Source organism: Nonlabens tegetincola (genome assembly GCF_002954355.1).
Classification (GTDB): Bacteria; Bacteroidota; Bacteroidia; order Flavobacteriales; family Flavobacteriaceae; genus Nonlabens; species Nonlabens tegetincola.
In genome coordinates, this window is sequence record NZ_MQVV01000010.1 from 150,694 (window position 1) to 175,375 (window position 24,682).

Here is a 24,682-nt window from a genome sequence, read left to right on the forward strand (position 1 = left end):
GAACACTACGATAAGAATAGTGTTTTCCTTAAGTTTAATTTTTTAAAACAAAAACCAGTCTCAAGGACTGGTTTTTAAAGTATTACTTCTAATAATCTTTATAATTCCAATCCTATTTCTACTCCTAATTTAAGAGCTATGATCTTGGTTATTCTAGACTTTACTTCTGGTATTTTAACACTTTCTAATACACTGTTTGCAAAGGCAAACATGAGTAAAGCTCTAGCTTCCTTTTTACCAATACCACGAGACTGCATGTAAAACATAGCATCCTCATCTAATTGGCCAATAGTACAACCATGTGAACATCTTACATCGTCAGCAAAAATTTCTAATTGTGGTTTTGCATTTATAGTTGCTTTATCACTAATTAAAATATTATTGTTTTGCTGGAAGGCGTTAATTTTTTGGGCAATTTTATCTACATAAACTTTACCATTAAATACACCTACAGATCTATCATCAAAGATTTGCTTGTATTCCTGATAGCTTTCACAATTAGGTTGTGTGTGATGAACAAGTGTACTATGATCTACATGTTGTTTACCTTCTAATATAGTCACACCATTAAGTAAAGAATTACAGTGCTCTCCTTTTTGATAGAAATATAAATTGTTACGTGTTATAGAACCGCCAAATGAAAAAGTATGCAATCTTACCTCACTATTTGACTGTTGCTCAACGCTTGTGTGATCTATTAAAGAAGCTTCAACATTGTCGTTCTGTATTTTGTAATAATCCACCATAGCGCGTTGATCTGCATAAATCTCTGTAACAACATTTGTCAACACAGAGTTTGAACTCAGGCTTTGATGGCGTTCTATAATTTGAACTTGAGAATTCTCACCTACTACAACTAGGTTTCTAGGTTGCATCATTGCAGCATTTTCATTTCCTGTTGAGAAATAAACTATCTCAATAGGTTTGCGTACTGCTACATTTTTACCAACATGTATGTAAGCACCTTCACGAGCAAATGCTGTATTGAGAGAAGTTAAGCTATCATTACCAGCAATTTTATTGTAGTGGTTCTCAATTACAGGAGCATATTTATCCTTGCTTAACGCACTTGACATCAAACAAATATCATACTTGTCGTGTGTAGTTTGTGATAATTGGGAATTGTAAACACCATCTACAAAAATCACCTTGTAAGTATCAATCTCGTGCATCAAATACTTTTTGATGTCACGATATTCGATATGAGAATCTGTTTTTGGGAATAAAGAATAGTCTTTATTAAAAAGAGATTTTAAACTCGTGTATTTATAAGCTTCATCCTTGCGTTGCGGTATTCCTACTGTTTCAAATTGCTTTAAAGCATCGCTGCGCAATCCATGTACATAAGAATCTGTATCTACCTGAGATTCTAACGCTATAAAGGAGGAAATAATATTGTCTTTAAAACTCATAATTCTTTTTATTATGTTTTTACAGTATTATCGTAAATGTTTGATCAACTGCAAAAATCATTATTAGACTACTAGGCGTCAACCTCTTCTTTAATCCAGTCGTAACCTCTTTCTTCTAACTCATGAGCTAGTTCCTTACCACCAGACTTTACAATTCTACCTTTATATAGTACATGTACATAATCTGGAACTATATAATCAAGTAACCTTTGATAGTGAGTAATCACTACGGTTGCATTATCCTTGCTTTTAAGCTTATTCACACCATTTGCAACAATGCGCAATGCATCAATATCTAATCCTGAATCTGTTTCATCAAGAATAGATAGTTTAGGCTCTAGCATCGCCATTTGAAAAATTTCATTACGCTTTTTCTCACCACCAGAAAAACCTTCATTTAGCGATCGAGACAAAAATTTACGATCAATTTCAAGTAGCTCTGATTTTTCACGAATCAATTTAAGCATGTCCTTTGCAGGCATTTCATCTTTACCTTGTGCCTTGCGAGTCTCGTTGATCGCAGTTTTCATGAAATTTGTTACTGATACACCTGGAATTTCTACTGGGTATTGAAACGAAAGAAAAACGCCGCGGTGTGCTCTTTCCTCTGGATCAAGTTCAGAAATTTCCTCACCATCTAATTCGATAGAACCATCTGTCATTTCATATTCCTCGCGACCTGCAATAACATTGGCAAATGTAGATTTACCAGAACCATTAGGTCCCATTATAGCATGCACTTCTCCAGGCTTAATTTCTAGATTTATTCCTTTTAAGATTTCTTTGTCCTCAATTGAGGCTTTAAGGTTTTTTATCTTTAACATATCGATCTACTTGATGTCTTTTAATTCTACTTTGGATCCTGTTGTGATCACGTTGCTCTCAAGAGCTGGGTTAATTTCTATTATTTTATGAATGGTAAAAACTTCTGGCCATCCTTCTTCACCTCGTTCTAGCTTTGGGTTTGGTTTAAGTTTACCTTGAAGAGTAACTATAGGCGCGTCGTACTCATTCTTTTTAAGTGGATTTGTTCTATCAACTAGTTGTAACGCCACATCATTTCTTTCTACTTCATGAATTTTACTAGTTGTATTGAGAACGATAATATCCTCGTATACAATAAATTCTCCTCGCAATTCAACTTGACCTTCAGGAATACTACTTGTATTGTCCATTTCAACCACAGAAGCGTCCGTGTTTTCTTCATCCTTGGATTGTTGCTTACAAGCTAGTGAGATGATTGTTAAAAGTGTAATCGCTAGTATTTTTCTCATAGTGAATAAAATGATGATTGGTTTTTTTTAAGTACGCTTTCGCGAAAGCGATATCCTAAACAACTACTTTTTATTATTAATTTATCCTACAGATCCTTCTAAACTTATTTCAAGAAGTTTTTGAGCCTCTACAGCAAATTCCATAGGAAGCTTATTAAGTACTTCTTTTGAAAAACCATTTACAATAAGGGCGATTGCCTTCTCAGTATCTATTCCTCGTTGATTACAATAGAATATTTGATCTTCACCTATTTTACTAGTTGTAGCCTCGTGCTCTATGCGAGAGCTACTGTTCTTGTTCTCTATGTATGGGAAAGTGTGCGCTCCACATTCATTCCCCATAAGTAAACTATCACATTGAGAGAAATTACGAGCATTTGCAGCACGTGGACTTACGTGAACTAATCCTCTATATGAATTTTGAGATTTTCCAGCACTTATTCCTTTTGAAATAATCGTGGACTTAGTATTCTTTCCTAGGTGAACCATTTTGGTCCCTGTATCTGCCTGCTGAAAGTTGTTAGTAACTGCAATGGAGTAAAACTCACCTATTGAATTGTCACCTTTTAATACGCAGCTAGGGTATTTCCATGTAACAGCACTACCGGTTTCAACTTGTGTCCATGAGATTTTTGCATTTTTCTCACACAAACCTCTTTTTGTTACAAAATTAAATACTCCACCTTTACCTTCTTTGTCACCTGGAAACCAGTTTTGAACGGTACTGTATTTAATCTCTGCATCATCAAGTGCAATGAGCTCTACCACTGCTGCATGTAATTGGTTTTCATCACGACTAGGAGCTGTACACCCTTCAAGGTAAGAAACATAACTACCTTCATCGGCAATTACAAGGGTGCGTTCAAATTGACCAGTTCCTGCTTGATTTATTCTAAAATAAGTAGACAACTCCATAGGACATCTCACACCTTTTGGGATGTAACAGAAAGATCCATCTGAGAACACAGCACTATTTAACGCTGCATAGTAGTTATCCTTTTGTGGTACAACAGTTCCTATATATTTTTTAACTAACTCTGGATGTTCTTGAATAGCCTCTGAAATTGAACAGAATATGATTCCTTTTTCGGCTAGGGTTTCTTTAAAGGTCGTTGCCACAGAAACTGAATCCATTACAATATCCACAGCTACTCCTGCTAATTTCTTTTGCTCATCAAGGGAAATTCCTAATTTATTAAAGGTCTCCAACAATTCTGGATCCACTTCATCTAGAGATTCGTACTTAGGCTTTTTATTAGGAGCACTGTAGTATGATATAGCTTGTAAATCTGGTTTTTTGTAATGTACGTTTGCCCATTCTGGCTCGACCATATCTTTAAAAGCCTTGTACGCTTCTAATCGCCAATCTGTCATCCATTGTGGCTCGTTCTTTTTTTGAGAAATTAGTTTTATCACATCCTCATTAAGACCTACGGGAATCGTATCAGATTCAATATCGGTATAAAAGCCGTACTCGTACTCTTTAGTCTCGAGTTCCTTTTTTAATTCTTCTTCTGTGTACTTAGACATCTTAAATGTGTTTAAAAATTAAAGCGAAAAGCTCTCACCACAACCGCATGTGCGTTGTGCATTTGGGTTATTGAACACAAACCCTTTTCCATTAAGTCCACCACTATATTCTAGAGTTGTTCCTACTAGGTAAAGAAAGCTTTTTTTATCGACCACTATACGCACGTCGTTTGCTTCAAAAATTTTATCTGTATCAGTTGTTGAGTCGTCAAAATTTAACTCGTATGACAAACCACTACAACCACCACTTTTTACTCCTACACGCACATAGTCCTTATCTATGGTAAATCCATCCTCGCTCATAAGTTGAGCTAGCTTAACCTTAGCTGTTTCTGAAACGTTTATCATAATATTATTTGATTAATCAAAATGTGTGCAAATATACGACAGCAAGGGCATACAAAGGGTTAATACACTTATAAATACTACCTATAACAAGATAGAGATTGTACACGGGTAAAACCGTTAGTAAATTGTAATTTTGCATCATGCTAGAGAATAAAAATCAAAGCCGTACAGGTATAGAGAATTTAGGTGAATTTGGTCTTATAGAGACTCTTACTAAACAAGTGGAAATTAATAATGACAGTACATTACTGGGAATAGGTGATGATGCTGCAATTATTCATACCAAACAACCTAATGTCATAACTACTGATATGCTGGTAGAAGGTATACACTTTGACCTTTCTTATGTTCCATTAAAACATCTAGGGTATAAGGCTATTATGGTTAATTTATCTGATGTTTATGCTATGAATGCCCAGGCTTCTCAAGTAACTGTTTCTATAGCTGTATCTAACCGTTTTCCCCTTGAGGCCCTTGAAGAACTCTATCAAGGAATTCACCTTGCTTGTAAAACTTACGGTGTTGATTTAATAGGTGGTGACACCACATCATCCACCAGCGGTCTAATAATTTCTGTAACTGCGATAGGTCATCAAGAGGAAAGTAAAATTGTAAAACGCAGCGGCGCACATGATGGTGATTTACTCGTACTCACTGGAGATATAGGTGCGGCTTATATGGGATTACAGATTCTTGAAAGAGAAAAAGCCGTTTTTAAGGCAAATCCAAATAATCAACCCGATATGGAGCCTTACAGTTATCTTCTGGAAAGGCAATTAAAACCTGAAGCCCGAAAAGATATTCCACTACTATTAGAACAGTTAGACGTAGTTCCTACCTCAATGATTGATTTGAGTGATGGTTTAAGTTCAGAAATTTTACACCTTAGTAAAAATAGCGATGTTGGTATCAAACTTTATGAAGAAAAAATACCGTTAGATCCAACTGTAATTAATGTTTGTGAAGAGTTTAACGTAGACAGTACTACTATCGCCTTAAGTGGCGGCGAAGACTATGAATTGCTATTCACTATTAGTCAAGAAGATTATCCAAAGATCAAGGCAAACCCTAATCTAACGGTGATTGGACATGTAGTGGATAAAAGCTTTGGCAACCATCTAGTCACAAGAGGTGGAGAACAAATTGAGATCAAGGCAATGGGCTGGAACAGCTTTCAAGAATAGCTTTCTTTTAATACTTTGGCTTGTTGTAATGAGCTAAGCGCTCTATTCAATCTAGAGTACTGATCATTAAGAGGTAGTAGTTGACCATAAATGGTCGATGTCATTTTCTTGTTGCACTTACAACATGTATACTCCTTCACGTGCTCGGTTATTTCTTTACTCACTCGGTATTTATGTCCAGTGATGGAACAAAGCAAGGATTTAGAGGAAAACTTCTTACTCATAATTGACAAATGATTAATTACGAGGATGAATTTATGCTTTATTTAAGGAAAAAACCTATTAAATGATATTTTTATTCGATGAAATGCATGTTTCTTGCAATTTCTTCAGGATGAGTTACCAGGCTCATATGTCCACACGCTATTACAACAAGATCTCCTCGAGTTAATTTAATCTCTTCTTTAATCCTATTTAAAGGAACAACTTCATCCTCTTCACCTGCTATATAGATTAAATTTTTCACCTTACTTAGCTCATTTGAATAAGAAGGTCTATCACGCATTGCTACTATAGCATGACGTACGCTAGTAATATCCATTTCTTTTGCTTTATTGATCATATCACGGATAATTCCCTTATGAACCGACTTCTCTTGGACAGTGAATAAATTTCCAATAGCCATTTTCATATAGGTCTCTTGGTATTTATCAATAAAGTTTAATGAATGATTACGTACTTCTTTACGCTGATCGGTATCACGAGTACCCAAACTGTTAATTAATGTAAGCGACAATAGTTTGTTAGATTGCGCTTTCGCGAAAGCGGACCACACATATCCACCCATACTATGACCTACCGCATGAAATTTAGATACTCCAATTGATTCAATAAGCGTGTTTATTTCATTTGCCAGATCTTCAATTGAATAGGGCTCATCTTGACTAGCACTGTTTCCATGACCAGGTAATTCTATAAAAATTAGATTAAACCCCTTTAGAAAGGGCAATAATCCATTCCACTGTTGTTTGTATCCTAAAAAACCGTGTAACAAAACGATGCTTTCTTTATTACCTGGCACTAATTCGTAACTTAATTTCATACTTGTATGTTATGATACCATTTGGTATTTTTGAGTATGCGCAATCCAGAAAAAACAAAATCACATATTCTCAATACAAGTGCAAATTTATTCAATAAGCATGGATATAAAGCCACTTCACTAAGTGATATTACTAACGCTACAGGCTTTACTAAAGGAGCCATTTACAAACATTTTAAGAATAAAGAAGACCTAGAACAACAGGCGTTACGCAGCTTAAATAAAAGAATGTTCTCCACTTTAACTACAAACATCAAACAAGCCACAGATTTTATATCTAGAATGAATGTAGTATTTGATTTTTTTGAGAATTATCTAGTAGATCCACCATTTGAAGGAGGATGCCCGTTGCTTAATAGCGCCATTGAAAGTGATGACGCAAATCTTGTTCTCAGACAGCAATCTTTTGGAATGCTTGTAAACTTAAAAAGCTCCATAAAACGAATTATTGAACAAGGAATAAAACATAAACAAATTAAAGCTGATATAAATACGGAGCAGTTAATAAACGTTTATATCGCAACATTGGAAGGCGCCGTAATGATGAGTAAATTAGAGAGAGATACGGTGGCAATTACCAATTGTATTGACTTTTTAAAAAAATACAATCTATCCATTTCCATTTAAATTAAATTTTGTTGGATACTGTTTGGTATTTTAAACCACTACTTTGTAAAAACAAGGATCTTACTTTTAAAAATTAAATCAACAACACTATGTCAGCAGCGATACCTAGTCATGCTTTTGAACAATACACCATCGCGTTTTATAACCTCGAGAACTTTTTTGATGTAATAAACGACCCTAATATTTTAGATGATGATTTTACTGAGTTTGGAAGAAATGAATGGACTCCACATAGGTATCAAAAAAAACTGAATAGAATAAGTGATTGCATAAGTAAAATTGGTTTTGAAGAAACAGGAAAATTGCCAGTAATAATAGGTATAGCTGAAATTGAGAATAAAAAAGTTATTAAAGAGTTACTTAGTCAACCCAAACTGTCTCATCAAAACTATAACTTTATTCATTACAACAGTCCCGATGAACGAGGAATCGATGTTGCCCTTATTTACAACGAGGATCTATTTACCGTACATCATAGTGCTCCTATAAGCATAGAACTTATAGAAGAGAACGGAACTAAGGATTATACCAGAGATATTTTATATGTCAAAGGAAAGCTAGCTGGCATGCCTTTAGATATTTATGTAAATCACTGGCCGTCGAGAAGAGATGGCGCCGAAGAGACCAATCATAAAAGAGTCGAAGTTGCTAAAAAATTAATAGCTCATATCAACAACAATGACCCTGAAAAAAAGAGATATAGCAACACTCACGATACACATGACAGTCATAACATAATTATTCTAGGTGATTTTAATGACGATCCTGAGAATGATAGTATTAAAAATGTGATTATACCACAAGGCTTTAAAAATGTAACAGCTCCACTTAAAACTTTTTATAGAGGTACCCTAAACCATCAATTTAAGTGGAATTTATTTGATCAAATCATTATAAGTCAAAGTCTTGAAAATGATATCCCTAAGTCATTATACTTTTCAAAAGCCAATATTTTTGACGACATCATGTTAAGACAATGGAAAGGTAAATATAGAGGTCAACCTTCAAGAACTTTTGTAGGAAGAAGATACAAAGGTGGATATAGTGATCATTTTCCCGTTTATAGTGTTTTTAGACGAAACTAACATCCATTAGTCCTCAAAACGATGCTCTTAATCTATTAAGGAAATCTTATAGGCTTCCAGAAAATCAATTTTCATATATTCGAACATTATGGAGTGTTGTATTAAAACAATTATACTACATTTGATAATTAAACAAACGGAAAACTTAATTTACATAATTAAACCAACTTGTAAGAATGAGAAAATTACTTGCAATGGGGATACTCTTAACACTAGCCTGTACCAGCGTAGTGCAAGCGCAACAAGATCCTCAGTACACCCAGTACATGTACAACCAAAACATTATTAATCCAGCATATGCTGGTACTAAAGAAGGCTTATCAGTTACTTCACTTTACAGACAGCAATGGTCCGGTGTAGTAGGAGCCCCAGAAACCATCACCTTTTCAGGTAGTGCACCCGTAGGTGATCGTGTAGGACTAGGATTATCCTTTATTAATGATGTTATTGGTCCAGTAAATGAAAAAAACATTTATGCTGATTTTAGTTATAAATTACAAGTAGGACAAAAAACTACTTTGGCACTAGGTCTTAAAGCTGGTGTTACCTTTCATAACGTAGACCTAGCAACGGTAGGCACCACACAACCAGGCGACCCTTTATTTAGTGAAAGATTAAATGAACTTTATCCAAATATTGGAGCTGGAGCTTTTCTATATGGGGAAAATTGGTATACTGGTTTCTCAGTACCTAATATGTTAAGTGCTACTCACCTTGATGAAAATGGCCTTGAATTTGGAAGTGAAACACAACACTTTTTCTTAACTGCAGGTTATGTATTTGATCTAAGCGACACAGTAAAGTTTAAACCTCATACCTTAATTAAAGGTGCCTTTGATGCTCCTATAAGTTTTGATGTGAATACTAATTTCTTATTTAATAATCGCTTTGAATTAGGTGTAGGTTACCGTTATGAGGATTCTTTTACAGGTCTTTTTGGTGTTAATCTTACAGACACTTTAAAAGTGGGTTATGCTTATGACCGAGTTGTCTCTGACATCTCTGTTGCTTCTGATAGTTCTCATGAAGTTTTTGTGACTTTCGACCTATCATTCCCACGTAGAGTAATGCAATCACCTCGTTTCTTCTAAAATAATCACCAAAGAATCATGAAAAAATTTACCTTCATATTTATTGTATTGTTTGCTGGAGTTTATGCTTTCGCGCAAAGCGATGCTACTAAAAAAGCAGACAAACTATATGACCAATTACGTTATGTGGATGCTGCCAAGGCTTATGAAAAAGTCCTTAAAAATGGTGAGCGTTCTGAGTATGTATACACTCAATTAGCTAATGCGTACTACTTTAACTCTGACTTTACTAATGCGGAGCGCAATTATGCTCGTGCGGTTAAAAAAGGAGGAGACGCAGAAACTCTTTATCGATACGCACAAACCTTAAAAGCAAATGGTAAGACTGATATGTCTAACACTATAATGAAACAATTTGCTAGTGCTGCTCCAAACGACGATAGAGCAAAAATGTTTAAAGCAAATCCTAATTACCTTAATGATATCATGGCAATGGAGCCTGGATTTACCAGTGAAGCTTTTAAAGCTAACGGTGAGTCTAGTGACTTTGCGGCCGTTCAGGTAGGTAATAAAGTTTATTTCTCAAGTTCACGTAATGAAAAAAGAGGTAATTACTCTTGGAATAAAGAACCTTACCTTGATATATACGAAGCAACTGTTGATGAAGCTGGTGTGGTAGGTGAAGCAAATCTTTTAAAAGGAGACGTTAACACTAAATATCACGAAGGCACACTAGCGGTTACTCCTGATGGAAAGTACATGTTCTTTACAAGAGTAGATTACTACAATGGTGATTATGAAAAAGCTGAAGATGGTGAAAGTAAACTTAACATTTATCGAGCTACAAATGTAGGCGGTGAGTGGAAAGATGTTCAAACTACTTCTTTAGAAGCAAGAGCCTATGGTGTAGGTCATCCTAGCATCACTGCAGATGGTAAAACTATTTATTTTGCAAGTGAAGCTCCAGGTGGACAAGGTGGATCTGATATTTACAAAGCCGATCTTAATAATGGTAAAATCTCTAACCCAGTAAACCTAGGTTCTAAGGTTAATACAGCTGGTGACGATTCGTTCCCGTACATTGCAGAGGATGGTACATTATATTTTTCAAGTAATGGACATCTAGGACTAGGTGCTCTTGATATCTTCAAATATAAAGATGGAGAAGTTTCTAACATGGGTGCTCCTATCAACTCATCATTAGACGATTTTGCTTTTTCATATTCTGAAAATACTGGAAAAGGATTCTACTCATCTAACCGCAAAGGCGGTAAAGGTGGTGATGATATTTATAGTGCTACAAGAATTGAAATTTGCGAAGTTGCTGTAACTGTTAAAGCAATTGATGAACAAACGAATCAACCTATTCCAGGTGCTATCGTTTCCTTACAAGATGCTGATGGTATGACTATGCCAGGCCAAACTACTGATAGTAATGGAGAAGCCGTGTTTATGGTTGAATGTAATAAAGAGCTTACTGCTCGTGGCGCAAAAGACAAGTATGAAAGTGGTGAAGCATCATTAACTATTGTAGAAGAGGAAACCGCAATGGTTGAAGTTACTATGATGCCAGAACCAGAAATAGTTGAAGAAAAGATTATTCTTAATAAAATATACTTTGATTTAGATAAGTCTAATATTAGACCTGATGCTGCGCTTGAACTTGATCGCTTAGTTAACTTAATGAAGAAATATCCAACTCTAGAAGTACTAGCTGAAACTTATGCAGATATCAGAGGTTCTGACTCATACAACCTAGCTCTTACACAACGACGCGCTCAATCTATTGTTGATTATGTGGTATCACAAGGTATTGACTCATCAAGATTAGAAGCTAAAGGTCGTGGTGAAGAAAACCCTATCGTTGATTGTACAGCTAAAAAATGTACCAAAGATGAATACGAATTATCTCGTAGATCAGAATTCACGATCACGAAGAGATAAACTTTTAACAATCAAAAAACGAAAAGCCCATTCTTGAAAAAGAGTGGGTTTTTTAATTGATAAACATTTCACTTCTTAGTACTTTTCACTTATGCAAACTTTCCTTGAACACATAATTGACGACCTTACAAGAAAAGGTGAAAACCTCCTAGAACTTACTTATATAGTACCATCAAGAAGAGTTGGAGTTTTCCTTACAAGGTATATAGCTAGCCGTTATGATCAACCTATTATTCAACCTGAAATTTTAAGTATTGAGGAATTCGTTTCTAGAGAATCAGGGCTTGAAATAAAGCCTGATCTTGAAATCATTCCTCATTTTTATAAAGCATATAAATCTGTAGAAGGTGTTCAGGCAGAAAGCTTTGAAAGCTTTTTATCTTGGGCAATGACGGTATTACAAGATTTCAATGAAATAGATCGCTATATCCTACCAACTGACAGATTCTTTACCTACTTAGGCAACATTAAAGAGTTGAGCGATCCACACTGGAGCTTAGAGGCAAATCCAACTAAAATGGTCTCCGATTATTTAAAATTTTGGAAGCGCTTACATTTATATTATCAAGCCCTAGTAGATGAGTGTAAAAAAGTTGGTGTATCCTATCAGGGATTAGCTTATCGTCAAGCTCACGAGCTTATAATGAACAATGCTTCCAATCTAAAAGATAATTATGTATTTCTAGGTCTTAATGCTCTTAACACAGCAGAAGAAAATATTATAAAGGAATTATTAGATACTGGAAAGGCAAAAATTTATTGGGATACAGACCAATATTTTTTGTCTAGACCGTACCATGAAGCTGGTAACTTTTTAAATAAACACTTTAATACTTGGAAGTATTTTGAAAGGAACAGTCCACAGTTTATTGGTGACAATTACTCAAAAAACAAACAAATCCATATTACCGGCGCTACTGGAAATCTTACTCAAGTTCAAATAGCTATAAAAAAATTACTTGAGCTACCAAACAATGAACTCAGTGAGACTGCCATCATTTTAGCCGATGAAAAATTACTTATACCCTTAATTAATGCTCTCCCTAGTGAAATAGAACACTATAATATTACCATGGGCTTACCTCTAGAAACGGTAGGATACAGTTCTTTTTTTAAACAGCTTGTGACTTTGTATACCAGCATGACAAACAATGGGTTTTATTATAAAGATGTTCAAGCCTTGTGCAATACACTGTTATTTAAAACAGTCCTTTCAAAATCTTCAAATACCCTACAAAATAAAATCCATAAAGAAAATTTAGTCGTTCTAAATAAACAAATCATTGCTGACGTCATAGACGAACCATGGTCAATATTATTTGAACCCTTAAATAAACCTTCTGATTTAGTAAAGTATGCCTTAGAGTTTATTACTCATGCAAAAAACGTTTTGATTGATCAAAAAAACAAACGTTTTGAGCTTGAACAATTGGTTGGTATTTATGAAGTAATCACACAAATACAGAATCTTTTAAGCGACTACCCAGAAATAAGTGACTATCGTACAGTTGAATTTCTTTATGATAAATTAATAAGTTCAAAGACGCTTGATTTTATAGGCGAACCAGTACAAGGCCTACAGATCATGGGGCTTTTAGAAACGAGAGGTTTGGATTATAAGAATGTAATTATGTTATCGGTTAATGAAGGTACGTTACCAGCAGGAAAATCAACTAACTCCTACATTCCCTTTGATGTAAAAAAAGAATTTGAACTACCTACCTATTCTGATAAAGACAGTGTATACGCATACCACTTTTATAGACTATTACATAGAGTACAAAAAGCGAGTTTTATATTTAATTCAGACACTAAGTCTAGTATAGGTCAAAAAGAACAAAGTCGATTTCTGGTTCAACTGATAAACGATCAAGAAAATGAGCATCAACTTGTGATTGAAAGCTATGAGGTGCCTAATGAAATTCACTCTAGGGAACTTATTTCTATTGATAAAAATGATCATTTGATCAACCGATTAAAAGAGATTGCTCAAAGCGGCTTTAGCCCTAGTGCATTAACTAGTTTTGTGCGCAATCCTTTAGACTTTTACCGTCAAAAAGTTTTGCGTGTAGATCAATTAGAAGAAGTAGAAGAGAATATTGAAGCAAATACGATGGGTACCATTATCCATTCTGCTCTAGAAGAATTATACAAACCCTATATCAATCAAGCACTCAAAAAAGAACACTTTAAATTATTATTTAAGCAGGTCGATGAACAACTACAAATAGCCTATTATAAAACCTATAATACCAACCAAATTCCTACAGGCAAAAACAAAATAATTTTTGAGGTGTGCCGTAAATATATTAATAAACTATTGCAACTAGATTTAGAAACTATTGAAGCAGGTAGTGAGCTCATCATTAAATCTTTAGAAAAGGATATAAGAGCACATATTGACCATCCTGAATTAGGAATTATACACTTACGTGGAAATGTAGATCGTATTGATTTGTACAATAATCAAATACGCATTATTGATTATAAAACAGGACAAGTTAAGTCCAATCAACTCAAAATTAAGGATGCTAATTATCAAGATATCATACTAGATTATGAGTATAGTAAGGCCTTTCAAGTACTCATGTATGCATATTTATATGAAAAAGAATATGGCGTGCTTCCAGATCAAGCTGGTATCATTAGCTTTAAAAATTTTAAAGAGAAGTTCATTAAATTCTCTGATGAGCAAGTGGATAACAAACATCAAATCACTATAGAAATTTTAGACCAATTTGAAAAACAACTTTTCCTACTGTTAAGTGACATCATGGATCCTAACCAACCTATAATTGAAAAAACAGTTTAGCATGAAAGTCACAAGAAATCTTTCCGTTTTAGGGGAAAATGATCGTCCTCTAGTATATGACGTTTTTGATCCACAAGTATCTGATAAACATCCGGTCATCTTGTTTTGTCATGGATTTAAAGGTTTTAAAGATTGGGGTGCGTGGGATTTGATGTGTTCCGCTTTCGCGAAAGCGGGATATCTCACAATCAAGTTCAATTATTCCCACAATGGCGGTACTTTAAAACAACCTATAGATTTTCCAGATTTAGAGGCCTTTGGCAATAACAATTACAATATTGAACTACGTGATACAACCAGAATGCTAGATTTAATAACCTCTAGTAATTTACCTATTGATCATGATCATATAACAATTATGGGACATTCTAGGGCTGGTGGAATCACCACAATAACCGCTGCTAAAGATAAAAGAATAAAAAAGCTAATCACACTTGCTGGTGTCGCAGACTATAAATCAAGGTTTCCTAGTGGAACAGAATTAAAAGATTGGGAGAATAAGGGCGTTATGCACATTAAAAATGGCCGCACCCAACAGGAAATGCCACTTTATTATCAATTCTATCAAGACTTTATCGCTCATGAAAACGAGCTTACAATTTTAGACCAAGCCACACGGTTAAATTGTCCGCATCTTATTATTCATGGAACATTAGACCCAACAGTTTCTATCAACGAAGCATATAGATTAAAACAAGCTAATTCTCTCGCAGAAATGGCTTTTATAAATGGCGCAAATCATGTTTTTGGTGCCATGCATCCCTGGAATAGAAGTAATTTGCCTAATGACCTACAACGTGTGGTACAATGTAGTTTAAACTTCTTAAATAAGTAAAGTGGAGAATACCGGGCTCGAACCGGTGACCTTTTGACTGCCAGTCAAACGCTCTAGCCAACTGAGCTAATTCCCCTTTTATTTTGAAATATTAAGTTTGCAGTGTGCAAAATAAACCAAACATTACAACCTCTCAAATTTTGTCACTCGCTATTCCTGCAATTTTTGCAGGAATAGCAGAGCCGCTTATTAGCTTAACTGATCTCGCAATCATTGGACAAATACCAGAAAACTCTGCTACTGCGCTAGCTGCTGTGGGAACTGTAGGATCCTTTTTAAGTGCCATCATCTGGACAATCGCACAAACAAAAACAAGTATCTCTAGTATTGTATCAAGAGCGCTAGGTGCTGGTGAATTAACTAAAGCATCCGTTTTAATACCACAAGCTATATGGTTGAATATAAGTTTGGGATTACTTATTTATGTGATTACTTATTTCCTTGCGCCAACTATTTTTCACTTTTATACCAATGAGAAACCGGTTTTGGACATTGCCGTTTCATATTATAAAATAAGAGCTTTTGGGTTTCCATTTACTCTATGTGCATTTGCAATTTTTGGAATCTTTAGAGGAATTCAAAATACGAGTTGGGCTATGATAGCTAGCTTAACAGGTGCAGCGGTAAACATTATTCTTACCTATATTTTAGTACTAGGAAGTCCTTTTTCCGAATCCTATGGGATAGAAGGAGCTGCAATTGCTAGTGTAATTGCACAAGCCACGTTGCTCCTAGTAGCTCTGTTTTTTCTTTATAAAAAAACTAGTTATAGGATCACCCTACCAGATTTTAAAAATCTATACTTACTTAAAAAGCACGTTCAACTTACTGCAAATTTCTTTTTACGCACTCTTGCCATCAATGTGGCAATTTACTTATCCTATCGATATGCAAACAATTACGGTATAGAACAAGCGGCCACACACGCCATTCTCATGAATATCTGGTTGTTTTTCTCCTTTTTAATTGATGGATTTGCTAATGCTGGAAACGCACTAGGTGGAAAACTTCTGGGCTCCAAAGATCCAGATTCATTACTGTACCTATCAAAAAAGACTAACGGTTATGGAATTGCGATTGCATTGATTTTGGCTATATTATGCGGTGTAGCCTATCCCTTTCTAGGACATTTGTTCACAGATAATAGTGAGGTTTTAAAGCTTTTATCCATTACATTTTGGCTTGTGCTTGTTATGCAACCTATCAACGCGGTAGCTTTTGTCTATGACGGCATTTTTAAAGGTTGGGGCGAGGCTAGTTACCTGCGTAATTTATTATGGATTCTTACTGGGTTTGTTTTCATACCTGTTTTACTAATTTTAGACTACTTTAATCTTGAGTTATTTGCTATCTGGCTCGCTTTTTTTGCATGGATGCTAGGACGATCGATTTTACTTCATGTGAAGTTTAAACAAAAAATAAAAGAACTTCTATAAACACAAAGGATAGGTAGACAACCCAAGTAAAAACTTATCTTTGCGACAAAATTATACGAATCATGACGTGGTCAGATGCTTTAGGCTTTCTAGGTGGTAATGGACTTTTCCTAATTTTAGGAATCGTTCTTATTGTAGTGGTGTTATATAATAAATGGAAAAGAAAACGTCGATGAAAAAGGTACGTATTACTAAAGAATTTACATTTGAAACTGGTCATGCCTTATACGGTTATGACGGTAAATGTCGTAATGTACATGGACACAGTTATAAACTTGCGGTAACCGTAATTGGTACACCAAAAGATGAGCTAGGACATGTAAAGCATGGTATGGTAATCGACTTTGGAGACTTAAAGAAAATTGTTAAAGAGGAAATTGTAGACCCATTTGATCATGCAACTGTATTTAACAAAAACACACCTCACGTAGAATTGGCAAAAGAACTATCAGATCGTGGTCACGAGGTTATACTTGTAGATTACCAGCCTACCAGCGAGATGATGATCCTAGATTTTGCTGATAAAATTAAGGCACGATTACCACAGGAAATACAGCTACATTCTCTTAGATTAAGAGAAACTGAAACCAGTTATGCAGAGTGGCACGCTGCCGATCAATAGTAAAAAAATATCACGTTTAATCCTTACATTTATAACGTGTTACCAGATAAACTTTATCGTAAAATTGGACTCAGGCATTTTTCAGGAAGTCTAAGGAAATTAAGCGAGGTTCATGAGAAAATTGATTTTGCCTCAAATGACTATCTAGGCTTTTCCAACTCTCTTAAAATAGAACATAAACATTTTCCATCAGGATCGACAGGCTCTAGATTGATAACGGGTCACAGTCAATTCCACACACAAGTAGAACAACAAATTGCAGCCTTTCATGATGTTGAGGCAGCATTGCTTTTCAACTCAGGTTATGATGCAAATCTAGGAGTAATTTCATCACTTACAGATCGTATGGATCTTATTCTGTATGATGAAAAAGTTCATGCTAGTATAAGAGATGGAATACAGCTTTCTAAAGCCAAGGCACTTAAGTTCAAACATAACGATCTAGATCATCTTAAAATTTTACTTGAGAAGTTTCATGATGGACTAGATCGAGAGGTTTACATCCTTACCGAATCCGTGTTTTCTATGGATGGTAATTCACCCGATCTTGCTAGGTTAATAGAAATTACTGCCTCATTTAAAAATGCTCACCTCATCCTAGATGAGGCTCATAGTCTAGGAGTTCATGGAAATCAAGGAGAAGGACTTGCGCAGTCTTTAAACTTGCATAACGCTATTTTTGCACGCATCATCACCTATGGAAAAGCTATGGGCGCACACGGCGCAGCAGTTCTAGGTAGTGAGGATCTCAAAGAATATTTAATAAACTATTCTCGACCTTTCATTTATACTACGGCTATTCCACCGCACGCAATTGCTTATATACAATCGGCTTATAAAAAATTACAAGACCAACCTGAAATCGTTATACAACTGCAAGAAAACATTGCGTTTTTCAATAAATGTATAGTTAGAATGGGATTGAGATTACGCTTTCGCGAAAGCGTAACACCTATACAAATATGTATTATACCAGATAACCATAAAGTAAAACAACTCTCTAGTGTATTACAAGCAAAAGGTTTTGATGTAAGAGCCATACTATCACCTACAGTTCCTAAAGGAGAAGAGAGGTTGCGTATTTGCCTGCACTCCTTTAACACTAAAAACGAAATGCAAGATTTGTTACAACTACTTGCCAAAAACATTTGAGTAGATGAGTAAATTTAAAACAGTTGCTATCTTCTCATATCCAGCCGATGCCGCTGTGATCAAAAGCAAGCTGGAGAGTGAAGGCGTTACTGTAATTCTAAGAGATGAATTTACCATCGCCACCGATCCATTTGCTACAAATGCTATAGGAGGAATTAAAATGGATGTTTACCGCGAGGAATATCTTAAAGCCATTAATATAATTGAAACAGTAAATCCTGAAATTTTATCTACTGTAACGCAACTAATAAAATGCCCAAACTGTAAAAAAAGACAAGTTAGGGAACAGCATGATGTGCACACCGCAACTAATTTTAAGGAAACAATAACAGCAATATACCTGAGCATTTTTCCCTTTACGAGCAGCGAGCACTATGTTTGCAGAAATTGCAATCATAAATTTGATATAAATGGGTAGCTATTTTATTACCGGAATAGGAACAGATGTAGGAAAGACAGTAGTTGCAGCTATAGTTACACAAGCCTTAAAAGCCGATTATTGGAAACCAGTACAAAGCGGTCTAGACACAACAGATAAAGGAACCGTTGCCTCGCTTGTAGACAACGACCAAAGTTATTTTCATGAAGAATCATACCGTTTAAATACACCTATGAGTCCTCATAAATCTGCCGAAATTGATAGTGTACTTATAGATTTACAACAAATCAAACGACCACACACTAACAATCATTTAGTCATTGAAGGTGCTGGTGGGTTACTAGTTCCTCTTAATCAAGATCAAACCATCGCCGACTTAATTTTGCCAGATGACAAAATCATAGTAGTGAGCTCAGGATATTTAGGAAGTATCAATCACACCTTGCTTACTGTTGAAAGTTTAAAATCACGAGGATTAACATGTTCTGGAATCATATATAACCACGTGGATTTGGATGGTACCATCGAGGTTATTGAAAAAATGACTGGTGTGCCTACTTTGGGCCATTTGAAAAAAGAAAATGAGATTAATAAGCAAATTATTAATCAATACGCACAAGAATTTAAAGAGACGTTACACTCTTTATGAGAGAAGAACAAATAAAAGCCCTCGATCAGGCACACGTTTGGCATCCACTTACACAGCACAAGACAGCAGGTAATCCACTTCCTATTGAACGGGCGCAAGGAAATTATTTGTATGATTTTGAGAACAAGGCTTATTTTGATGCTATTTCAAGTTGGTATACCTGTAGTTATGGACATGTGAATCCAGCATTAACAACGGCATTAAAAGACCAAGTTGATAAACTACACCATGTGGTCTTTGCAGGTATGACACATGAACCGGTTGCTAGATTAAGCAAAAGCTTAATAAATATCTTACCTGATAATCAAGAGAAACTTTTTTTCTCAGAAAACGGATCGACCAGCGTTGAAATAGCTCTAAAAATGGCTTTTCAATTTCACTACAATCAAGGAGAAAAACGCAATGTAGTCATCGCGCTAGAGAATGGTTTTCATGGAGACACCTTTGGTGCTATGAGCGCCTCGGGATTATCGGTATACAACGGACCATTTGAAGATTTCTTTATTGAGGTAATTCGCATTCCTGCTCCCACGGAAAACAATGTTGAACAAATTCTCAATTCATTAAAAGACCTTATAGAGAATAACCGAATTTCAAGTTTCATTTATGAACCACTTGTCCAAGGTGCGGCTGCAATGCAACTTAACGATGCAGCTGCTTTGTCTCAGGTAATAGAATTGTGCAAGCAACAAGGAATCATTACCATAGCCGATGAAGTAATGACAGGTTTTGGTAAAACAGGAACTTATTTTGCAAGCGATCAAATAGATCAAAAGCCTGATATCATGTGTCTATCAAAAGCTTTAACTGGTGGAGTTATGCCTATGGCAATAACAACATGCACGCAGCAAGTGTTTGACGCTTTTTATGATGATGTAATGGCTCGTGGTCTTTTTCACGGCCACACTTACAGTGGTAATCCATTAGGCTGTGCAGTTGCTGCGGCAGCAATCGATCAATTGACCAGTAATTCCATTCAACAGAATATAGATTATATTACAAATAAAAACCTAGAATTTAAACATGTTTTATCCAGCCATTCACGAGTGAGTAATGCGCGCAGTAAAGGAGTAATACTAGCAATGGACCTTGCAATTAAAATGGAGCGTTACGGAAATCAAAGGGATAAAATGTTTAAATGGTTTTGGGATCGCGGTGTGTTTTTGAGACCACTAGGCAATACTATTTATATTGTTCCGCCTTTTACGACATCGCCCGAGCAGTTAAAATCCTTACATGAAACTATGCTGCAATTCCTAAACGAATTCTAGAATTCAACAGCAATGTCGGGTTTATTACCGATTTTTGCCCTTAAACAAATTTACATTGTTGAAATCACCCATTTTCATACAGAAATCTGCATTTATTGCTGCAGTTGATAGTTTTACTATACAACCGCAACACGCTCAATTTACTGTAGAGAATAACGCATTGGTAAGCCGTATTAATCCTAAAGATGAGGAGCGGTTACAAAGCTTTCTAGAAACTCATTCTTCCTACAAGAATTTAGATCGTAGTGTTCAATTAGCTTTACTCTGCGCGCAGGATTTAGGAGTTAATAATACACAAACTGCTGTGAATATAGGCAGTAGTCGTGGCGCTACAGGACTATGGGAAAATTTTTATTCTCGCTTTCGCGAAAGCGGAACTGTTCCTACTCCTACCTCACCACTCACTACATTGGGTAATATTTCTAGCTGGGTGGCACAGGATTTAGATCTTAAGGGAATGGCAATGTCACACAGTATTACCTGCGCTACCGCATCGCATGCTATTGTCAATGGTATCGCGTGGTTAGAAAGCGGAATGGCACAACAAGTTATTGCTGGTGGTAGCGAGGCCCCATTAACAGAATTCACCATAGCACAAATGAAAGCGTTGCGCATCTATAGTGAAGCTATTGATGATGAATATCCATGTAAAGCACTGGACGTTGATAAAAAAGAAAATAGTATGATTTTAGGTGAAGCTGCTGCCCTATTACTACTTTCAAAAAAGCAAGAGAATACTAACATTGCAATCACTGGATATGGTACTGCTATAGAGCCCTTAACCAGCGCTACATCCGTATCAGACACAGGTACATGTTTGCAAGAATCAATGAAGCAGGCTATAGGAAAAACTCCATTAAATGATATCGACGCAGTGATCACACATGCTCCTGGTACGATAAAAGGTGACCGTGCAGAACTTAATGCTATTAAAAAACTCTTTGGTAGCACGACTCCGATACTGTGTAACAATAAATGGCAAGTTGGACATTCGCTAGGAGCAAGCGGTGCATTAAGCGTGTGTATGGCAATTGAAATGCTAGAAAAGCAATGTATTGTATCACCACCATACTTGAACAATCATAAGATTAATACTGCACAAAAAATTCTGGTAAATGCAACTGGTTTTGGTGGTAATGCAGTAAGTTTATTAATTGAAAAACTAAAGTAAACATGCCTGTCAAGGCTGTTCAACTGATAAAGTGTATTTTTACCCTTGATAAATGAAGACCATGAAACATAATTGGACTAAGGAAGAGATTCTAGAAATATATAACAAACCTATGATGGAGTTGCTTTATGAAGCAGCAAGTGTTCATAGGCAACATCACAATCCTAATCAAGTACAAGTATCTACATTACTATCCATCAAAACAGGTGGTTGCCCTGAAGATTGTGGATATTGTCCACAAGCAGCAAGATACCACACTGACATTGAAGGAAACGACCTCATGAGTGTGCAGCAAGTAAAGGCACAAGCCTTACGTGCAAAGTCTGGAGGAAGTTCTCGAGTTTGTATGGGAGCTGCATGGCGTAATGTTAAGGATGGACCAGAATTTGATCAAGTTCTAGAGATGGTGCGCACCATCAATAAACTAGATATGGAAGTATGTTGTACTCTAGGAATGATTACGGAGAATCAGGCAAAACGTCTGGCTGAGGCTGGATTGTATGCATATAATCACAATCTTGATAGTAGTGAAGAATATTATGAAGAGGTAATAAGTACAAGAGGCTACCAAGATCGACTGGACACTATTGACAACGTGCGTAAAACTAACGTAACTGTTTGTAGTGGTGGAATTATAGGAATGGGTGAATCCATAGAAGATCGAGCAGGAATGCTTGTAGCACTTGCAACGTTAAGTCCGCAACCGGAAAGTGTACCTATCAATGCCCTTGTAGCTGTTGAAGGAACACCGCTTGAAGAGCAGGAACCTGTTTCTATCTGGGAAATGATTCGAATGGTTGCTACTACTCGTATAGTTATGCCACAAACACAAGTAAGATTGAGTGCTGGTAGAACAAGTATGAGCCGTGAAGGACAAGCTATGTGTTTCTTTGCTGGTGCTAATTCAATTTTTGCTGGTGATAAACTGTTAACCACACCTAACCCAGATGTGAATGAAGACATGAAGATGTTTGAAATGCTAGGATTACAACCTATGAAACCTTTTGTGAAAAAAGCACAACCTGAAACAGTTGAGGCTCAATATTCACGATATAAAGATCTAGGTGAAAAGCCTAAATGGTCTCGTCCTGGTCATAAAATCGACCGAAATGAACAAGCAAAAGCAGCTGCCAAGATAGCCAAGTAAAACATAGATGTAATTTTAAAACCCCATGCTATTAAAAGTAATAGCATGGGGTTTTTAATTACGTAAATAAATAAAAGGCCTTACTGAAAAAGTAAGACCCTTTGAAAATACCTCATTCCCTGACGGTACTCCATATAACGACTAGTTCTTACTTCCTAAAAGCAATACCTCGTTACAAACAACCTCAGTTGTATATCGTTTAATACCGTCTTTGTCTTCCCAAGCACGAGTAGTCAGCTTACCTTCTATTCCTATTCGGTTTCCTTTTTTTACGTATTCATTAATAATTTTGGCAGTCCCGTTATAAGCGACAATGCGATGCCATTGTGTATCAGTTACTTTCTCGCCTATTTTGTTAGTGTAGCGATCTGTAGTTGCCAAAGAGAATTTTGCGATTTGCGAACCACTTTCTAAGTTAATGATTTCTGGATCTTGACCTAGGTTTCCGATAAGTTGTACTTTGTTTGATAAATTACTCATAATAAATTAGTTTGTATGGTTTAAAAAAAATCTTGTTGTCATTGCAGTAACCTTGTGAACTGTTGACGATGCAAATATGAGATGATAACGAAAGTCTATAAGTATTTTAAATGATTGCTTTCGTTTATTTACGTTTGTAAACGTTTAATCACTAGATTTCACCTTGCAGAATACACAGACCATTCAATCTTTTAATGAATTATAAATGACTTTACCGCTGTAATTATCTAGCCTATCTTTGCAATGACATTAAACGTTTTGTATGTACCCATTAAGAAGAAACAGGAGATTACGCTTTAATCATGCAGTACGATCCTTAGTTCGCGAGACTCTCATTTCACCAAACGATTTTATCGTTCCTCTTTTCGTTGTTGAAGGTAGTGGTGTTAAAGAGGAAATTGCATCAATGCCAGATTATTACCGTTATAGTCTTGATTTACTAGAAAATGAAGTAAAATCGTTGTGGGAAATGGGATTAAAATCGGTGCTTCTTTTTGTAAAAGTACCCGACAATCTCAAAGACAATAAAGGTACCGAGGCCATAAATAAAGATGGATTAATGCAGCGAGCTATCAAAACCGTTAAAAACGCTGTTCCTGATATGTACGTAATGACAGATGTAGCTCTTGATCCTTATTCTAGTTACGGGCATGATGGTATTGTAAAGGATCAGTACGTGATAAATGATGAGACCTGTGATGTTCTTGCCCAAATGGCTGTTTCACATGCCGCAGCTGGTGCCGATATGGTTGCTCCTAGCGACATGATGGATGGTCGTATTCTCTATTTGCGTGAAGCACTGGAAGAAGAAGGTTATAAAAACACAGGTATAATGAGTTATTCTGCAAAATATGCTAGTGCGTTTTATGGTCCTTTTAGAGATGCTCTTGATAGTGCTCCTGGTTTTGGTGATAAAAAAACCTATCAAATGGATCCAGCTAACAGAACCGAAGCGATTAGAGAAACACTAATGGATATTGATGAAGGAGCAGATATCGTTATGGTTAAACCAGGTTTGTGCTATTTAGATATCGTGCGTGACCTGAAAAATGAAATCGAAGTACCTATAAGTGTCTATCAAGTGAGTGGTGAATATTCAATGCTCAAAGCTGCTGTAGCACAAGGCTGGTTAGATCATGATGCTGTTATGATGGAACAAGTTACCGCAATTAAAAGAGCAGGTGCAGATTTAATCGCAAGTTACTTTGCAAAAGATGTAGTGCGTTTATTATCCTAATATTTAGAGTAAAA

Annotated in this window: 24 protein-coding genes and 1 tRNA gene; 16 read left to right on the top strand and 9 right to left on the bottom strand. The window is 35.9% G+C overall.

Features of this window, described 5'->3' with window-relative positions; genetic code table 11:
* Positions 1-98: 98 nt before the first annotated feature.
* From sufD to BST93_RS01210, 5 genes are all read right to left on the bottom strand, one after another.
* Positions 99-1,412, bottom strand: coding sequence for a Fe-S cluster assembly protein SufD (sufD, locus tag BST93_RS01190; protein ID WP_105017784.1), 1,314 nt, complete (start codon positions 1,410-1,412; stop codon positions 99-101).
* Positions 1,413-1,483: 71 nt separating this feature from the next.
* Positions 1,484-2,236: a Fe-S cluster assembly ATPase SufC gene (gene sufC, locus BST93_RS01195; protein WP_042276558.1), complete on the bottom strand. Its 753-nt coding sequence runs from the start codon at positions 2,234-2,236 to the stop codon at positions 1,484-1,486.
* 6 nt (positions 2,237-2,242) lie between these two features.
* On the bottom strand, positions 2,243-2,686 hold the full coding sequence (locus tag BST93_RS01200) for a hypothetical protein (protein ID WP_105017785.1): 444 nt from the start codon (positions 2,684-2,686) through the stop codon (positions 2,243-2,245).
* 81 nt (positions 2,687-2,767) lie between these two features.
* On the bottom strand, positions 2,768-4,216 hold the full coding sequence (gene sufB / locus BST93_RS01205) for a Fe-S cluster assembly protein SufB (protein WP_042276562.1): 1,449 nt from the start codon (positions 4,214-4,216) through the stop codon (positions 2,768-2,770).
* 18 nt (positions 4,217-4,234) lie between these two features.
* Entirely contained in the window at positions 4,235-4,564 is a 330-nt protein-coding gene (locus tag BST93_RS01210; protein ID WP_042276565.1) for a HesB/IscA family protein, read from the bottom strand.
* Between the two features lie 140 nt (positions 4,565-4,704).
* On the opposite strand from BST93_RS01210, the gene thiL reads away from it, so the two are divergent.
* On the top strand, positions 4,705-5,748 hold the full coding sequence (thiL, locus tag BST93_RS01215; protein WP_105017786.1) for a thiamine-phosphate kinase: 1,044 nt from the start codon (positions 4,705-4,707) through the stop codon (positions 5,746-5,748).
* Here the strand turns inward: thiL and BST93_RS14020 are convergent.
* Both BST93_RS14020 and BST93_RS01220 read right to left on the bottom strand, forming a co-directional pair.
* Complete coding sequence (locus tag BST93_RS14020) at positions 5,739-5,972, bottom strand: DUF1660 family phage protein (protein WP_146104961.1); 234 nt, start codon at positions 5,970-5,972, stop codon at positions 5,739-5,741. The two genes, thiL and BST93_RS14020, sit on opposite strands and share 10 nt — an antisense overlap.
* Before the next feature lie 71 nt (positions 5,973-6,043).
* A complete protein-coding gene (locus tag BST93_RS01220) occupies positions 6,044-6,790 on the bottom strand; it encodes an alpha/beta fold hydrolase (RefSeq protein ID WP_105017787.1) in 747 nt (248 codons plus the stop codon).
* A gap of 36 nt (positions 6,791-6,826) precedes the next feature.
* Here BST93_RS01220 and BST93_RS01225 point away from each other — a divergent pair, with 36 nt between their 5' ends.
* From BST93_RS01225 to BST93_RS01250, 6 genes are all read left to right on the top strand, one after another.
* Positions 6,827-7,417, top strand: coding sequence for a TetR/AcrR family transcriptional regulator (locus BST93_RS01225; protein WP_042276571.1), 591 nt, complete (start codon positions 6,827-6,829; stop codon positions 7,415-7,417).
* Between the two features lie 89 nt (positions 7,418-7,506).
* Positions 7,507-8,502: an endonuclease/exonuclease/phosphatase family protein gene (locus tag BST93_RS01230; protein WP_105017788.1), complete on the top strand. Its 996-nt coding sequence runs from the start codon at positions 7,507-7,509 to the stop codon at positions 8,500-8,502.
* 176 nt (positions 8,503-8,678) lie between these two features.
* The gene (locus BST93_RS01235; protein WP_105017789.1) at positions 8,679-9,593 is read left to right on the top strand and encodes a PorP/SprF family type IX secretion system membrane protein; all 915 of its coding nucleotides are present in this window, start codon (positions 8,679-8,681) and stop codon (positions 9,591-9,593) included.
* Between the two features lie 18 nt (positions 9,594-9,611).
* Positions 9,612-11,477 (top strand): OmpA family protein, encoded by a 1,866-nt coding sequence (locus tag BST93_RS01240; RefSeq protein ID WP_105017790.1) that lies wholly within the window; start codon positions 9,612-9,614, stop codon positions 11,475-11,477.
* A 91-nt stretch (positions 11,478-11,568) separates the two neighbouring features.
* The gene (locus BST93_RS01245) at positions 11,569-14,289 is read left to right on the top strand and encodes a PD-(D/E)XK nuclease family protein (protein ID WP_105017791.1); all 2,721 of its coding nucleotides are present in this window, start codon (positions 11,569-11,571) and stop codon (positions 14,287-14,289) included.
* Between the two features lies 1 nt (position 14,290).
* Positions 14,291-15,124 carry an alpha/beta hydrolase family protein gene (locus BST93_RS01250; RefSeq protein WP_105018126.1) on the top strand — a complete coding sequence of 278 codons (834 nt, stop codon included), beginning with the start codon at positions 14,291-14,293 and terminating at the stop codon, positions 15,122-15,124.
* A 2-nt stretch (positions 15,125-15,126) separates the two neighbouring features.
* Here the strand turns inward: BST93_RS01250 and BST93_RS01255 are convergent.
* Positions 15,127-15,200: transfer RNA gene (locus BST93_RS01255), tRNA-Ala, on the bottom strand.
* 28 nt (positions 15,201-15,228) lie between these two features.
* On the opposite strand from BST93_RS01255, the gene BST93_RS01260 reads away from it, so the two are divergent.
* The 8 genes from BST93_RS01260 (at position 15,229) to bioB (ending at position 22,951) form a co-directional block, all read left to right on the top strand.
* Positions 15,229-16,560, top strand: a complete 1,332-nt coding sequence (locus tag BST93_RS01260) for an MATE family efflux transporter (RefSeq protein ID WP_105017792.1) — start codon at positions 15,229-15,231, stop codon at positions 16,558-16,560.
* A 172-nt stretch (positions 16,561-16,732) separates the two neighbouring features.
* On the top strand, positions 16,733-17,182 hold the full coding sequence (locus tag BST93_RS01265) for a 6-pyruvoyl trahydropterin synthase family protein (RefSeq protein ID WP_042276583.1): 450 nt from the start codon (positions 16,733-16,735) through the stop codon (positions 17,180-17,182).
* Between the two features lie 36 nt (positions 17,183-17,218).
* Positions 17,219-18,334, top strand: coding sequence for an aminotransferase class I/II-fold pyridoxal phosphate-dependent enzyme (locus BST93_RS01270; protein ID WP_105017793.1), 1,116 nt, complete (start codon positions 17,219-17,221; stop codon positions 18,332-18,334).
* A gap of 4 nt (positions 18,335-18,338) precedes the next feature.
* On the top strand, positions 18,339-18,752 hold the full coding sequence (locus BST93_RS01275; RefSeq protein ID WP_042276588.1) for a hypothetical protein: 414 nt from the start codon (positions 18,339-18,341) through the stop codon (positions 18,750-18,752).
* Positions 18,745-19,362, top strand: a complete 618-nt coding sequence (gene bioD / locus BST93_RS01280) for a dethiobiotin synthase (protein WP_105017794.1) — start codon at positions 18,745-18,747, stop codon at positions 19,360-19,362. Before BST93_RS01275 ends, bioD begins: the two co-directional genes overlap by 8 nt.
* Positions 19,359-20,633: an adenosylmethionine--8-amino-7-oxononanoate transaminase gene (gene bioA, locus BST93_RS01285; protein WP_105017795.1), complete on the top strand. Its 1,275-nt coding sequence runs from the start codon at positions 19,359-19,361 to the stop codon at positions 20,631-20,633. The genes bioD and bioA overlap by 4 nt, the downstream gene beginning before the upstream one ends.
* 58 nt (positions 20,634-20,691) lie before the next feature.
* Entirely contained in the window at positions 20,692-21,804 is a 1,113-nt protein-coding gene (locus BST93_RS01290; protein WP_105017796.1) for a beta-ketoacyl synthase N-terminal-like domain-containing protein, read from the top strand.
* 52 nt (positions 21,805-21,856) lie between these two features.
* On the top strand, positions 21,857-22,951 hold the full coding sequence (bioB, locus tag BST93_RS01295) for a biotin synthase BioB (RefSeq protein WP_105017797.1): 1,095 nt from the start codon (positions 21,857-21,859) through the stop codon (positions 22,949-22,951).
* 141 nt (positions 22,952-23,092) lie between these two features.
* Here the strand turns inward: bioB and BST93_RS01300 are convergent, their stop codons facing one another.
* Positions 23,093-23,431, bottom strand: a complete 339-nt coding sequence (locus BST93_RS01300; protein WP_042276599.1) for a single-stranded DNA-binding protein — start codon at positions 23,429-23,431, stop codon at positions 23,093-23,095.
* Between the two features lie 262 nt (positions 23,432-23,693).
* On the opposite strand from BST93_RS01300, the gene hemB reads away from it, so the two are divergent.
* A complete protein-coding gene (gene hemB, locus BST93_RS01305; protein ID WP_105017798.1) occupies positions 23,694-24,668 on the top strand; it encodes a porphobilinogen synthase in 975 nt (324 codons plus the stop codon).
* The last annotated feature ends 14 nt before the right edge of the window (positions 24,669-24,682 follow it).